This is a genomic window from Gallalistipes aquisgranensis, assembly GCF_014982715.1.
GTDB lineage: Bacteria > Bacteroidota > Bacteroidia > Bacteroidales > Rikenellaceae > Gallalistipes > Gallalistipes aquisgranensis.
The window spans coordinates 1-14,628 of sequence record NZ_JADCJY010000001.1; the positions used below are offsets into that span (position 1 = coordinate 1).

Below are 14,628 nucleotides of genomic sequence, written 5' to 3' on the forward strand. Positions count from 1 at the left end.
TACGCACCCGTGCGCCGGTCGCCGGCAAGAGTAGCAAGCTACTCTATCCGCTGCCCCTCGACTTGCATGTGTTAGGCCTGCCGCTAGCGTTTATCCTGAGCCAGGATCAAACTCTCCATTGTAAAAATGTTTTGTTATAAATCTTGGCTTTATTTCAAAGGTATTGATTTTTGAAAATCTATATAAACTTTAGCTGCTCAAATACCTCAAAGAACCTATTTCGTTCGTTGTTCTTTTGCTGAACTCCTGTCTCTTATCGAAACGGGTTGCAAAGATAGTCACGTTTTTTGAATCTGCAAAACTTTTTCAAAAAAAACGAAAAAATATTTTTCAGAACTCGTTTGCTTTGCATTGTTTCCTTTGCGAAAGCGGGTGCAAATATAGAGACTTTTGTTTTAAACTTCCAAATATTCGGAGATCTTTTTTTGCGTTTTTTTGTACCTAATTTTGTATTAGGTTAAAAAACAGGTGTTTATTCGGACTGGGAAAATGTCTTTTTTTCGTTGCCTGGTGTGTCGGTTGGCGGAACATTCTTTCTGCATGGGGGAGTTTACTTGATGTCGACTTTTCGTTCCGGCGATCTTTTTCTTCAGCGGATGAAGGAAAAATGATGAATTAGCTTCTGGCCCTATCGGTTTTTTTAGGGGGAAGCACCCGGCTTTTTATCAGGAAACGGAAAGGAACTGTCTGTTTGTTCGGTTTTTTTCGACTGTTTTTTTGTGTGTTTTTCGGAAATGTTCCGGGCACGGGTTTCTTTTTTTATTACATTTGCTATACTGACTCTCTTTGAAAGTGAATAAATCTTCGACTTCTGATGAAAAAAGGATTCCTGTTGCTTATGTGCTGCTTTGTCTTCGGTCCCCTCGCGGCCGGAAATCATTCGAACCCGCTCGTGTTCGGCAATAACCGGATTACGTTGATCACCGACGGTCTGGTCCGGCTCGAATATGCCGTGGACGGTAAGTTTTTCGACGATCCCACGATGTTCGCCTACGACCGGAGCCATCTGCTGGATACGTTCAGCGTGGAGAAGCTGGACGGTAACCGTTACCGGATCGAAACGGGACGGATGACGATTACCTATACGGCCGACGGCTTCCCTTTCGGGGCGATGAATTTCCGGATAGAGTTCGACAACGGGGGAGAGAAGCCGTCCCGGTGGACGGTGCGCCAGTCCGCTTTCCCTTCGAAAAACAATCTGCGCGGGGCGATCGCCACGCTCGACAACATTGACGGCCGGACGGAACTGGACGAGGGATTGCTCTCCCGGGACGGTTATTATATGATCGACGATACCGGCAAGGAACGCCTGGTGGACGGTTGGATCGCGGAACCGAGCAAGGCACATGTGCAGGACTACTATGTTTTCATATACGGTACGGACTACCGTTCCGCCCTGCGTTCGCTGGGCGCGATCAGCGGCCGGGCGCCGATGAACCGGAAGTATATGCACGGGGCGTGGTACTGCCGGTTCTACAATTACAGTGCCGACGACTACCGCCGGATCGTCCGGGAATACCGAGAGCACGACTTTCCGCTCGATGTGCTGGTTTTCGACATGGACTGGCATACGATGGATGCCAAAGTCGGCAGCGGACACGGAGGACGTCTTTCGTGGACAGGATATACGTGGAACAGAAAGCAGTTTCCCGATCCGGCGGGATTGCTGGCAGAGTTCCGTAAGGAACATATTTATGTGCCGCTGAACGACCATCCGGCCGACGGTATCCGGCCCCACGAAGAGGGATACGACGGTTTCATGCGGGCCATGGGAGAGGACCCGGCCGAAGGCAGGAGTCTGCTGTTCGATGCCGGAGACCGGAAATACATGGAAAATTTCTTTCGGTACGCATTGGAACCCAACGAGAAAATCGGGGCGGCCTTCTGGTGGCTCGACTGGCAGCAGAACTATATTCAGCCGTGGGTGAGGGGCACCCGGATGCGCCATCTGCCTTGGCTCAATCACCTGTATTACCGTCATTCGCTGAAAGACGGGCTGCGCGGAGCCTTGTACAGCCGCTGGGGCGGTTGGGGCACTCAGCGGTATCCGATCCAGTTTTCGGGCGACACCTATGCCAGTTGGGAGATGATCGCTTTCCAGGTGGAGATGACCGCAACCAGCGGCAATGCCGGATGTTTTTTCTGGGCACACGACCTGGGTGGCCATTATAACGGGGACGATCCCGAAATGTATGCCCGCTGGACGCAGTTCGGGGCCGTGAGTTCTTCGCTGCGTGTACATTCCAGTTCTTCCGCTCCCGACCGTCGTCCGTGGAACGAGGTGTGGGGCAGGCAGGCGACCGAGTCGATGCGGCGGGCCTATCATTTCCGTTCCGAAATGATGCCCTATATATACAGCAGTCTCTGGCAGGTGCATCGGGAGATGGTGCCGTTGACCCGGGCGCTTTATATCGACTATCCCCGCGTGGAGGAGGCTTACCGCAATCCGCAGGAGTACCTGCTGGGCGATCTGGTGCTGACGGCGCCGATCGCCTCGCCCGGCAAGGGCCCCGACCGGGTGGCCGAACAGACGGTCTGGTTTCCCGTCGGGGACAGTTGGTACGATCTGTTTACCGGGCGGCGTTTCGAGGGAGGAACGAAACATACGGTGTCCGCTCCCCTGAACGAGTTTCCGGTGTATGTGAAAGGTGGCTATCCATTGCCCATGCAGCCCTATACACCCCGTATGGCGACGGCCCGGATCGACACGCTGATCGTGCGGTGCTATCCTGGCGGGCCCGGTGCGGACAACGGTTACGAACTGTACGAGGACGACGGACTCTCGCTCGACTACACGCGCGGCCGTTACGCCCTCACTCCGTTGCGGTACAGGCTTTCGGACGGAGGACTGACCGTTACTGTCGGGGCTGCCGAAGGCGAATACGAGGGACAGCCGGCCGAGCGCAGTTACCGGATCGAATTGCCGGGCCTTTCGTCCCGTGCCGTGGCCCGGATCGACGGCCGCCGGACGAAGATTTCGGTGAATGACAGGGGAATGCCCTGCATCGACGTTCCCCGGCGTTCGATCCGGAGACCGGTGGAGATCACTCTGACTGATCCTTATCAATAGCTTTATGATGTACGATAACGATACCGTGCGGCGGAGGGACCGCCTGTTGGGGGAGCCTGAAGCCCTCGCTTTGCTGCGGGAGGGAGAGTACGGAGTGCTTTCGATGGCCGCCGAGGGTGGTGGCGCTTACGGAATTCCGGTCAGTTATGTCTGGGACGGTGCCGTGGCTCTCTATTTTCACTGTGCACCGGAGGGGCGGAAGCTGAATTTGCTTGCTGCGGACGACCGGGCCTCTTTCTGTGTGGTGGGACGTACCCGGGTGATTCCGGACCAGTTTACGACAGCCTATGAGAGCATTGTCCTCGAAGGACGTGTCCGTATGAATCTTCCCGGGGAGGAGCGGTGGCGTGCACTGGAGTTGTTGTTGGAGAAGTATTCACCGGACGATCTGGCGACCGGAATGAAGTACGCCGAACGTTCCTTTCATCGGACGAATGTCCTGCGGTTCGACATCGGGCGGATGTCCGGTAAGCGGAAACGGGTCGGCTGATTCTTTCGCCGGTGGAACGGACCGTGCGGGCGTGTTCCGGGATGGTGCGAATGACAGGGAGGTATAGGCCGACAGCCTATACCTCCCTGTAGTGTGTTTGTCCGGAACCGCAGTACGGTCCCGTTCCGAACTCAGGCGATGTTTTTGGCGATGAAATCGCCCACTTCGGTCGTGGAGAAGGCTTTTTCGCCCTTTGCCGCGAGGTCTTCGGTCACGACGCCCGCTTCGATGGCGCGGTTCACGGCACTCCGGATGGCGGTACCTTCGGTCTTCAGTCCCACGTGTTCCAGCAGCATGGCGGCCGACAGGATCGTGGCCATCGGGTTGGCGATGTTCTTGCCGGCGGCCTGCGGATAGGAGCCGTGGATCGGCTCGAACAGGGCCACTTTCGATCCCACGCTGGCCGAGGGCAGCATGCCCAGCGAGCCGCTGATGACACTGGCTTCGTCGGTCAGGATGTCGCCGAAGAGGTTTTCCGTCACGATGACGTCGAAGTAGGTAGGGCGCTGGATGATCTGCATGGCCGCATTGTCCACGAACATGAATTCTAGTTCGACGTCCGGATACTGCGGTGCCATCTCCTTGGCGATCTGACGCCACAGGCGCGACGTGGCGATCACGTTGGCTTTGTCCACTACAGTCAGGTGTCTGCGCCGTCCCTGTGCCAGCCTGAAGGCCAGATGCAGGATGCGTTCCACCTCTGCACGCGTGTAGACACAAGTGTCGTAGGCTGTGTTTCCATCCTCGCTGCGTCCCTGCGGACGGCCGAAGTACATGCCTCCCGTCAGTTCGCGCACGCAGAGGAAATCGGCACCCTTCACGATCTCCGTCTTGAGCGGCGAGCGGTGGGCCAGCGAGTCGAATACCGCCAGCGGACGCAGATTGGCGTAAAGTCCCAGCGATTTGCGCATCCGGAGCAGTCCCTGTTCGGGGCGTACTTTCGCCGCCGGGTTGTTGTCGTACTTGGGGTCGCCGATGGCACCGAAGAGCACGGCGTCCGCCGCCTCGCATACTTCGTGCGTCTCGGCGGGGTAGGGATCGCCTGTGACGTCGATGGCACAGGCGCCTACCAGCGCCTTTTCATAGGTGAACGTATGACCGTATTGGGCGGCTACGGCGTCGAGCGCCTTCACCGCTTCGCCCACGATCTCGGGGCCGATGCCGTCTCCCGGCAGAAGCGCGATTTTCAGATTCATATCTCTCTGTTCCGTTTGGTTTGTCGATGGAATGTCATGCCGTTGCCCGGTTTTCGATCCTGTTGAGCATTTTCAGGGTCGCCTTGATGGCTGCTTCGGTCTGGTCGGCATCCAGCCCGCGGGTTTTGAAGGTTTCGCCGCGATACTCCCAGGTGATGATCGTCTGTACGAAAGCGTCTGTCCGTCCGCCGGGCGGGATGCTCACCGAATAGTTTTTCAGCATCGGGAAATCGCGTTTGAGCGTCGTTTTGTAAATCTTGCGGAGCGCCTTCACGAAGGCGTCGTATTGTCCGTCGCCCACCGAAGTCTCCTCGTACTCCTGGTCGTTGATCCGTATCTTGAGCGTGGCCACCGGTTTCAGGCCGTGGGCCAGCGACAGCCGGTAGTTCAGGATCGTCACCTTGTTTTCGTGCAGCTCCTGCTTGAGCACGTCCGCGATGATGTAGGGCAGGTCCTCCGGGGTGACCATCTCTTTTTTATCGCCCAATTCGATGATCCGTTCGGTCACCTTGCGCATCGACTGTTCGTCCAGTTCGATGCCGAGCGCCTCCAGGTTCTTGCGGATATTGGCCTTCCCCGAAGTCTTGCCCAGCGCGTATTCGCGTACGCGGCCGAACCTTTCGGGCAGCAGGTCGTTGAAATAGAGGTTGTTCTTGTTGTCTCCGTCGGCATGGATGCCCGCGCACTGGGTGAAAACGTTCTCGCCCACCACCGGTTTGTTGGCCGGGATGTGGATGCCCGTGTAGGTCTCCACCATGCGGCTCAGGTGGTTGATCTCCTGTTCGACCACCGTGGTGCGCTCTCCGCACTGGTCGTGCAGGACGGCCACGACGCTCGACAGCGGGGCGTTTCCCGCCCGTTCGCCCAGGCCGTTCACCGTGGTGTGGATGCCCCGGATACCCGCCCTTACGGCCGCGGCCGCATTCGCCACGGCCAGGTCGTAGTCGTTGTGGGGATGGAAGTCGAAATGTAGCTCCGGATACCGCTCCGTCATCCGGCGGCAGCACTGTTCCGTGTTGTAGGGATTGAGGATACCCAGCGTGTCAGGCAGCATGAACCGCTTCACAGGTTCATCCTTCAGTCCGTCGAGCATCGCGGTCACATAGTCCGGCGAATGGAGCATGCCGTTCGACCAGTCTTCGAGGTAGATGTTGACGGCAATCCCCGCTTTGGCCGCCCGGGCGATCGACCGTCTGATGTCGGCCAGATGCTCTTCGGGCGTCTTTCCCAACTGCCCCGTGCAGTGTTTGAGCGACCCTTTGCACAGCAGGTTCATCACCCGGCAACCCGCCTCGGAGAGCCAGCGGATCGATACTCCGTCGTCCACGAATCCCAGCACTTCGATCTGGTCGAGACGCCCCCGCTGGGCGGCCCATTCGGTAATGAGCCGTACGGCGGCGAACTCTCCTTCCGACACCCGGGCCGATGCCACCTCGATCCGGTTCACGCATACCCCTTCCAGCAGCAGCCGGGCGATACCGAGCTTTTCCCGGGCCGAAAGCGATACACCCGAGGTCTGTTCCCCGTCGCGCAGGGTGGTATCCATGATCTCGATCATCGGCGGTCAGGCTTGGCGGCGCTGTTCGAAAGCCTCTATTTCGGGGCGGATGCTCCGCAGGTAATCCACGTCGTCGTATCCGTTGAGCAGGCACTCTTTTTTATAGGCGTCGATCTCGAACCGGGTGCTTTCGCCCGAAGGGAGCGTGAAGGTCTGGCTCTCCAGATCGACCGTGAACCGTGCTTTCGGATCGGTCTCGATGGCGGCGAATACCTTTTGCAGGAACTCCTCGCTTACCTGGACGAGCAGCAGACCGTTGTTGAGCGCGTTGTTGCGGAAGATGTCGGCGAAGAAGCTCGACACCACCACGCGGAAACCGTAGTCGAAAATGGCCCAGGCGGCGTGTTCGCGCGAGGAACCGCAGCCGAAGTTCTTCGCCCCGACCAGTATTTCGCCCGAGTATTTCGGGTCGTTCAGCGGAAACGAACCGATCTTCCGGTCGCTCTTGTCATAGCGCCAGTCGCGGAACAGGTTGTCTCCGAATCCCTTGCGCTCCACGGCTTTCAGAAAGCGGGCCGGAATGATCTGGTCGGTGTCGATATTTTCGATGTTGACGGGAACGGCTCCCGTAACCAGTTTTTTGAATTTGGGAATGGACATGGTCTCTTCGTTTTACAGGTTGAACAATTCGCGGGGATCGGCGATCACGCCGCTTACGGCTGCCGCTGCGGCCACCAGCGGTCCGGCCAGCAGGGTGCGCGCTCCGGGGCCCTGGCGGCCTTCGAAGTTGCGGTTGGAGGTCGATACGCTGTACATGCCGGCCGGAATCTTGTCGGCGTTCATGGCCAGACAGGCCGAACAGCCCGGTTCCCTCAGCTCGAAGCCCGCCTCTTTCAGCACCTTGTCCAGTCCTTCCGCCTTGCACTGGGCCTCCACGGCCCGCGATCCCGGCACGATCCATGCCGTCACGTTGTCGGCCTTCCTGCGGCCCTTGACCGCCTCGGCGAACAGGCGGAAATCCTCGATCCGCCCGTTGGTGCAGCTTCCCACGAAGACGTAGTCTACCCGTTTGCCCAGCATGGCGTCGCCCGGTTTGAAGTCCATGTATTCCAGCGCCTTGTCGAACGACACCCGGTCGCTGCCCGAAAGCCCTTCGGCCGTGGGGATGCGTCCCGTGATTCCCACGCCCATGCCAGGATTGGTGCCGTAGGTGATCATCGGTTCGATGTCGGCGGCGTCGAACGTGTATTCGGTATCGAACCGCGCGTCCGGATCGGAGTAGAGTTCCTTCCATCGCTCCACGGCCCGGTCGAAATCGGCCCCTTTGGGTGCATTCTCCCGTCCGCGCACGTAGTCGAACGTGGTCTGGTCGGGGGCGATCATGCCGCCCCGGGCCCCGCATTCGATGCTCATGTTGCAGACCGTCATGCGGGCTTCCATGCTCATCGAGCGGATTGCCTCGCCGGCGAATTCGATGAAGTGGCCCGTGCCGCCCGAGGCCGATATTTTCGAAATGATATAAAGGATCACGTCTTTCGAAGTGACGCCCCTGCCCAATTGGCCGTTCACCGTGATGCGCATGGTCTTGGGTTTGGGCTGCAGGATACACTGTGAGGCGAAGACCATCTCCACCTCCGAGGTGCCGATGCCGAACGCCACGGCTCCGAACGCTCCGTGGGTCGAGGTGTGGCTGTCGCCGCAGACGATGGTCATGCCCGGCTGGGTGAAACCCAGTTCCGGTCCCACGATGTGCACGACGCCCTGCTTGGGATGGTGCAGCCCGAAGTGTTCGATGCCGTTCTCTGCGCAGTTCTTTTCGAACGCTTCCAGCTGGCCGCGCGAAAGCGGGTCCTCGATCGGCAGGTGGCGGTTGACGGTGGGCACGTTGTGGTCGGCCGTGGCCGTGGTCTGTGCCGGACGGGCCACCTTGATGCCCCGGTTGCGCAGGCCGAGGAAGGCGACGGGCGAGGTGACCTCGTGGATATAGTGGCGGTCGATATAGAGTACGCTGCGGCCGCCGTCCAACTGGCGGACGACGTGTGCGTCCCAGACTTTGTCGAAAAGTGTCTTTCCCATCTTGTTCGTGTTAGTGTGTCGTTATTCTTTTTTGTCCGTTACGTTCAGTTTGCGCAGTCCGTCGATGAAGGCTTCCACGGCGGCCCGCACGATATCGGTGTGGGCCGCGAAGCCGTGTACCATGTGTTCGCCCCGGCGGATCTGGAGATGCACGCGGCCCACGTCGTTGCAGCCCCGGGTCATCGCCTGCAGGAGGAATTCGGAGATGAAAACCTCCTCGTTTATCATGCTTTTGACGGCGGTGACGGCCGCATCCACCGGACCGTTGCCCGTGCTGGTGGCCATGATCTCCCGCTCGCCGAACTTCACCACGACCGTGGCGGTCGGAACGAGCGTGCCGGTGATGACCTGGAGGTATTTCAGTTTGATGTGGTTCTCCTTGACGGCTGCGATGTCGCCTACGAGATAGAGCAGGTCGTCGTCGCGGATATCCTTCTTCGTGTCGGCCAGTTTGAGGAATTTCTCGTACACGCTGTCCAGCTCGGCCTGTTCCAGCCGGTATCCGAGCAGTTCGAGCCGGTGGTTCAGCGCCGCCCGGCCGCTGCGGGCCGTGAGGGCGATCACCGATTCGTCTACCCCCACCTCTTTCGGGTCGATGATTTCGTAATTCTCCCGGTTCTTGAGCACTCCGTCCTGGTGGATGCCCGACGAGTGGGCGAATGCGTTGCGCCCCACGATCGCCTTGTTGGGCTGGACGGGCATGTTCATCAGGCTCGACACCAGGTGGCTGGCTTTGGTGATGAGCTTCGAATTGATCCCTGTGTCGACGTCGATGTCCTTGTGGCAGCGCAGGGTCATCACCACCTCTTCGAGCGAGGTGTTGCCGGCCCGCTCGCCGATGCCGTTCAGCGTCACCTCGGCCTGACGGGCCCCGTTCAGGATGCCGGCGAGGGTGTTGGCCGTGGCCATGCCCAGGTCGTTGTGGCAGTGGGTGGAGATGATCGCCTTCTCGATACCCGCCACATGGTCCACCAGATATTTGATTTTCTCGCCGTAGAACTGCGGAAGGCAGTAGCCCGTCGTGTCGGGAATGTTCACCACCGTCGCCCCGGCCTTGATGACCGCTTCGATCACGCGGGCCAGGTACTCGTTGTCGGCCCGTCCGGCGTCTTCGGCGTAGAACTCCACGTCCTCCACATATTTTTTCGCGTATTTCACGGCTTCGACCGCCCGCCGGAGAATCTCTTCCGGGTTCGATTTCAGTTTGTCGTAGATGTGGAAATGCGACACGCCGATTCCCGTGTGAATCCGTTTGTGCCTGGCATAGGAGAGGGCGTCGGCCGCCACGTCGATGTCCTTTTTGACGGCACGGGTCAGAGCGCAAATCGTAGGTAGGGAAACGGCCTTCGATATTTCCTGTACGGAATGGAAATCGCCGGGGCTGGAGATCGGGAATCCCGCCTCGATGATGTCCACCCCCAGGTTTTCCAACATACGGGCCACTTCGATCTTTTCGACCGTGTTCAACTGACAGCCCGGAACCTGTTCGCCGTCGCGAAGGGTGGTGTCGAATACATACAATTTCTCGCTCATAGTCTTATCGTTTGGTCATATTGTGTCGATGTGCGAATTTATATCTTTTGTTAAAAAAGGCGCATAAATGCAAAAATATAAATTACGACCGCAAAAACAAAATTTTTTAAAATATCTCTTCACGCAGGGGTACGGGGCCCCGTTTTGCCGCCGTAAGGCTACGACGACAAAATAGGATAAATAACGTCATCGAAGCCGGAATTATACTTTTAGCAATAGTCGGGCCTGTGCCAGGGCTGCATCCGTCACGGTGCTTCCGCTCAGCATCTTGGCGATTTCGGTAATTCGTTCGTCGGCCCCCAGGCGCCGGATGCGGGTGCGGATACCTCCTGCGAACTCCTCCTTGTAGACGAAGAAGTGGGCCTCGCCTTTGGAGGCCACCTGCGGCAGGTGGGTGATGTTGACCACCTGCATGTGTTCGCCCAAAGCGGCGATGATGCGGCCCATCGCGTCGGCGATACGGCCCGACACGCCGGTGTCGATCTCGTCGAAAATGATGGTGGGCAACTTGGACCGGCTGGCTACGAACGATTTGATCCCCAGCATGACCCGTGAAATTTCGCCTCCCGAAGCCACCTTCTCGACGGGTTGCGGGGCCATGTTCCGGTTGGCCGAAAAGAGGAACCGTATCGTATCGGTGCCCGACGGGGTGAGTTCTCCGTCAGGGGTGATCTCCACAGTGAAGGAGACGGAGGGCATTCCCAGTTCGGAGAGCGTTTTCCGCAGGTGCTCCTCGATGGCGGCCCCCGCTTTCCGGCGTCCCGCGCTGATCTGTCCGGCGGTTTTGCGGGCGTTTTCCCGGAGGGCGGCGATGCGGCGTTCCGTACCGGCGATCTCCTCGTCGCTTCCGGTGATCTTCGCCAGCCGGGCGGCGTATTCGTTGTACAGTCCGATCAGTTCCTCGACGCTGTTCACTCGGTGTTTCTGTTGCAGGTCGTAGATCAGGTTCAGGCGGCTTTCGACTCGGGCCAGACGCTCCGGATCGGCTTCGATCCGGTCCGCTTCACTGCTCAGCTCGCTCTCCAGGTCGCGCAGTTCCAACAGTGACGAGTGGATGCGTTCCCCGATCCGGGGAGCGGGCGCGTAGACCTGCGCGATGCGCCGGAACTCCTGCTCGATCGCCTTGAGGCGGGACAGGACACCGGTCTCTTCCTCGCCGAGCGTCTCGGCCGAGCGGACCAGCGCTTCCTGTATCTGTCCCGCATGGGAGAGTTCGGCCAACTGCGCTTCCAGTTCGGCCTGTTCACCCTCCCGGAGAGCGGCGGCGGCGAGCTGTTCCGTCTGGAACCGGAGATACTCCTCGTCCCGGCGGCTTCCTGCGGCCTCCTCCTGCAGACGGGCCAACTCCTTCTCTGCGTCCTTCAGTGCTCCATATTCTTTTTTGTATCGTTCCGTCAGGTTTTCATGGCCTGCCACTCCGTCTACGATCCGGGTGCGGAAATCGTCGCTGCCCAGCATCAGACTCTGGTGCTGGGAGTGTATGTCGATCAGGCGTCCGCCCAATTCCCGGAGCATGGCGAGCTGTACGGGCAGGTCGTTCACGTAGGCCCGGCTCTTGCCTGCCGGGGTGACGATCCTCCGAATCACGGTCTGCGGATCGTATTCGAGGTCGTTCTCCCCGAAAAACTCTTCCAGTCCGTATCCTTCGATTTCGAAAACTCCTTCCACTACGCAATTACGGTCTCCTTCGCCGAGTATACTCCCTTCTCCCCGGCTGCCCAGCAGCAGGGAAAGGGCCCCCAACAGGATCGACTTTCCGGCTCCGGTCTCTCCCGTGACGATGTTCAGCCCTTCGGTGAGTTCCAGGTCCAGTTTGTCGATCAGTGCGTAATTTTCAACCGATAACCTTCGTAACATGGCGTCGTTTTCTCTCTCTCGTTCCCTTACGGCCTTCCGGTCGGGACGGCCGCATGTTATATTATTTAAGGTATGCCGTTACTTCGTGCCTCCTTATTTCCGCCTTGCGGGCGGGGCCGGATTTACGACAGATACTTTTCGATCTTGTCCGCGATGTCTCCGGCCGCTTCGCGCTTGCTTTTCAGCGGATAATCGGTGCAGGAGCCGTCCCGTTCCAGAATCGTGATTTTATTGGTATCTACGCCGAAACCCGCTCCGGCGTCCCGGAGCGAATTCAATACGATGAAGTCGAACCGTTTGCGTTCGAGTTTCGACCGTGCGTTCAGCCGTTCGTGATCGGTCTCCAGAGCGAAGCCGACCAACAGCCGGTTCTCCTTGATCCGGCCCAGCTCGGCCGCAATATCGTGGGTGGGGCGGAGTTCCAGCGACCAGCTTCCGTCCTCTTTCTTGATTTTCCGGTCGCTCACTTCGGCGGGGGTATAGTCGGCTACCGCTGCACACATGACCGCACCGTCCGTCTGCGGGAAAATCTCGCACGCTTTTTCATACATTTCCTGCGCCGATACCGTGTCGATGCGGTGAATGCCCTTTCCGACCGGAAGGTTCGTCGGTCCCGTCACGAGGTACACTTCGGCTCCGCGTGCGGCCAGTTCTTCGGCCAGCGCATATCCCATTTTCCCGGAAGAGTGGTTCGAGATGTAGCGTACCGGGTCGATCGCCTCCCTCGTGGGACCGGCGGTGACCATCAGCCGCCTACCGTGCAGGTTCTTTTTTTTTTGATTCCGGAACCAGGTGCCGACCGCCTCTGCGATCTCTTCCGGTTCGGCCATACGACCCTTTCCGACCAGTCCGCTGGCCAGTTCGCCTTCGCCCGGCTCGATGACCGTGACCTTCATGCCGCGCAGTTTGTCCAGATTCGCCCGGGTCGCGGGATGGGCATACATGTCCAGATCCATCGCGGGGGAGACGAACACCGGACACCGGGCCGACAGATAGGTGGTCAGCAGCAGGTTGTCGGCGATCCCGCAGGCCATTTTGGCCAGCGTGTTGGCTGTGGCGGGAGCGATGACGTAGGCATCCGCCCACTCGCCCAGCGAAACATGGCTGTTCCAGCGACCGTCCTCCGGATCGAAGAAATCGACCAGGATCGGATGGCGCGAAAGGGTGGCCAGCGTCAGGGGCGTGATGAACTCCTTGGCCAGCGGGGTCATCACCACGCGGACCTCGGCGCCTTCCCGTACCAGCGTCCGGATCAGTATGGCGGCTTTATAGGCCGCTATGCTGCCGGTCACTCCCAGCAGTATGTGTTTCCCGCGGAGCATTTCCCTATGGCGTTACTCCTGGGCGGGCTGTTCTTCGGGTTTGTTTTCGCGGAAATAGACCTTCCCCTCCAGAAACTCCTCCGTTGCGATGATGGCCGGCTTGGGCATCCGCTCGTAGTAACGCGAAATCTCGATCTGCTCGCGGTTTTCGAAAGTCTCCTCCAGCGAATCGTTGGTGCTCGAAAAATCGGCCAGTTTGCGCGTGAGCTCCTGTTTCAGGTCGGAGGCGATCTGGTTGGCCCGGCGGGCGATGATCACGACCGACTCGTATATGTTGCCCGTGGGGGCATCCAGATCGGTCAGCTTGCGGGTGACGGTGTTGTTGGGAATGTTACTCTTTTTTGTCTCCATTATCCTGTGTGTTGTCTTTATTGTTCTTTGTGTTCGGATCGGCCGCCTCCGGGTCGTGCCGGGCCAGATAGTCTTTCGCCTCGGCCTGCATCCGGTCCAGTTCCTTTTTGTACCGGCTGTCGGGAAATTCCGATGCGAAGTTGTAGTAGGCGTCCATCATGTCGAGGTACCGGTCGCGCTGGAGATGCGGCAGGGAGTTCTTCGCCAGCAGGTAGCTCGACTTGGCGGTCAGGTAGAGCAACTCCTCGCGGTGGGGTGTTTCGGGATACCGGTTCAGCGCGTTCTTGAGGGCCACGACGGCGGATTTATAGCGGCCTATCGTGTAGTAGGAACGGGCGTTGATGAACGATTTGTCGTACAGTTTGAGTTTCAGCTCCTCGATGTTTTTGAGCAGGGTCTCCTTCTTCACGCTGTTGGGATAGCGGTCGAGGTATTCGTTGATGGCGATCAGCGCCTGCTGGGTGGTCGTCTGGTCCCGTTCGGGCGAGGGGGAGGAGAAGTAGAACCCTTTGGCATACATATACTCCACGTCCTCGATGAACGGGCTGCGGCCGAAACGGCGGCGGAAATCGTCGAAGATCGCCCCGCTCGATTCGAAGTCCCCCATCTTGTAATGTGCGGCGCCCGTGTAGTAAAGAACGGTGTCCTCGCGTGTGGTGCTGCTGTAAAACGGCGAAACCTCTTCCAGCAACTGCAGGGTGCGCTGGTATTTCTGGGCGTCGTAATACTCCAGCGCCTTTTTGTACATCAGCTCGTGGTCGCCGCTCTTGATCAGTTTGTTGTACCCGCTGCAACCCAACAGTACCGCTGCCGATGCGGATACCAGGAGCGTCTTCAAGAATTTTCCGTTTGTCATTTCACTGCGTTTGCTTGCACACGTAAGGGGATAATCCGTGCAAAGTTATGTATTTTTAACGTATAGAAAAAAATATTATTGCTTTTTTTATCTCCGGGTCCGGGCCCGTCCGCCGCTGTGTGAAGGGCGGTGGCGCCGAATCGGGCGGGGCCCGCGGCCGCAAAGCCGCGTGCGTTCCCTCTCCCTGTCGTTCCGGGCGTAGGTATTAATACTTATTTGCGTGGCCCAGAGCCTCTTTCCGGTAAGAAATAGTCCGAATTATTTAGACGGGAAGAAAAATGTTCGTAGATTTGTGTGGCTTTTTCCCGCAGGGAATATCGAAAGAACTAATCATACATAAAAACTTACTGTTGTGGATATTTTTGAAAGAATAGAGAAG

11 protein-coding genes and 1 rRNA gene are annotated in these 14,628 nt (G+C 58.4%); 2 read left to right on the plus strand and 10 right to left on the minus strand.

The genetic code is table 11. The features are described 5' to 3' along the window. A 16S ribosomal RNA gene (locus INF32_RS00005) occupies window positions 1-122 on the minus strand; the annotation flags it as partial. A gap of 692 nt (window positions 123-814) precedes the next feature. On the opposite strand from INF32_RS00005, the gene INF32_RS00010 reads away from it, so the two are divergent. Together INF32_RS00010 and INF32_RS00015 are read left to right on the plus strand one after the other, a co-directional pair. Next, entirely contained in the window at window positions 815-3,070 is a 2,256-nt protein-coding gene (locus INF32_RS00010; protein ID WP_226386365.1) for a glycoside hydrolase family 31 protein, read from the plus strand. Window positions 3,071-3,074: 4 nt separating this feature from the next. Next, entirely contained in the window at window positions 3,075-3,560 is a 486-nt protein-coding gene (locus tag INF32_RS00015) for a pyridoxamine 5'-phosphate oxidase family protein (protein WP_226386366.1), read from the plus strand. Window positions 3,561-3,691: 131 nt separating this feature from the next. Here INF32_RS00015 and leuB read toward each other — a convergent pair whose 3' ends face one another. From leuB to INF32_RS00060, 9 genes are all read right to left on the minus strand, one after another. Next, window positions 3,692-4,756, minus strand: coding sequence for a 3-isopropylmalate dehydrogenase (gene leuB, locus INF32_RS00020; RefSeq protein ID WP_226386367.1), 1,065 nt, complete (start codon window positions 4,754-4,756; stop codon window positions 3,692-3,694). Window positions 4,757-4,790: 34 nt separating this feature from the next. Beyond that, on the minus strand, window positions 4,791-6,314 hold the full coding sequence (locus tag INF32_RS00025; protein WP_226386368.1) for an alpha-isopropylmalate synthase regulatory domain-containing protein: 1,524 nt from the start codon (window positions 6,312-6,314) through the stop codon (window positions 4,791-4,793). Window positions 6,315-6,320: 6 nt separating this feature from the next. Then, entirely contained in the window at window positions 6,321-6,914 is a 594-nt protein-coding gene (leuD, locus tag INF32_RS00030; RefSeq protein ID WP_226386369.1) for a 3-isopropylmalate dehydratase small subunit, read from the minus strand. Between the two features lie 12 nt (window positions 6,915-6,926). Beyond that, window positions 6,927-8,330 carry a 3-isopropylmalate dehydratase large subunit gene (gene leuC, locus INF32_RS00035; RefSeq protein WP_226386370.1) on the minus strand — a complete coding sequence of 468 codons (1,404 nt, stop codon included), beginning with the start codon at window positions 8,328-8,330 and terminating at the stop codon, window positions 6,927-6,929. Window positions 8,331-8,351: 21 nt separating this feature from the next. Next, complete coding sequence (locus INF32_RS00040; RefSeq protein ID WP_226386371.1) at window positions 8,352-9,863, minus strand: 2-isopropylmalate synthase; 1,512 nt, start codon at window positions 9,861-9,863, stop codon at window positions 8,352-8,354. Window positions 9,864-10,064: 201 nt separating this feature from the next. Then, window positions 10,065-11,720 (minus strand): DNA repair protein RecN, encoded by a 1,656-nt coding sequence (recN, locus tag INF32_RS00045; RefSeq protein WP_226386372.1) that lies wholly within the window; start codon window positions 11,718-11,720, stop codon window positions 10,065-10,067. Between the two features lie 122 nt (window positions 11,721-11,842). Next, on the minus strand, window positions 11,843-13,042 hold the full coding sequence (coaBC, locus tag INF32_RS00050) for a bifunctional phosphopantothenoylcysteine decarboxylase/phosphopantothenate--cysteine ligase CoaBC (protein WP_226386373.1): 1,200 nt from the start codon (window positions 13,040-13,042) through the stop codon (window positions 11,843-11,845). A gap of 12 nt (window positions 13,043-13,054) precedes the next feature. Continuing rightward, window positions 13,055-13,393, minus strand: coding sequence for a DNA-directed RNA polymerase subunit omega (locus INF32_RS00055; protein WP_226386374.1), 339 nt, complete (start codon window positions 13,391-13,393; stop codon window positions 13,055-13,057). Continuing rightward, window positions 13,374-14,231, minus strand: coding sequence for an outer membrane protein assembly factor BamD (locus INF32_RS00060; RefSeq protein WP_226386375.1), 858 nt, complete (start codon window positions 14,229-14,231; stop codon window positions 13,374-13,376). The genes INF32_RS00055 and INF32_RS00060 overlap by 20 nt, the downstream gene beginning before the upstream one ends. Window positions 14,232-14,628: the final 397 nt, after the last annotated feature.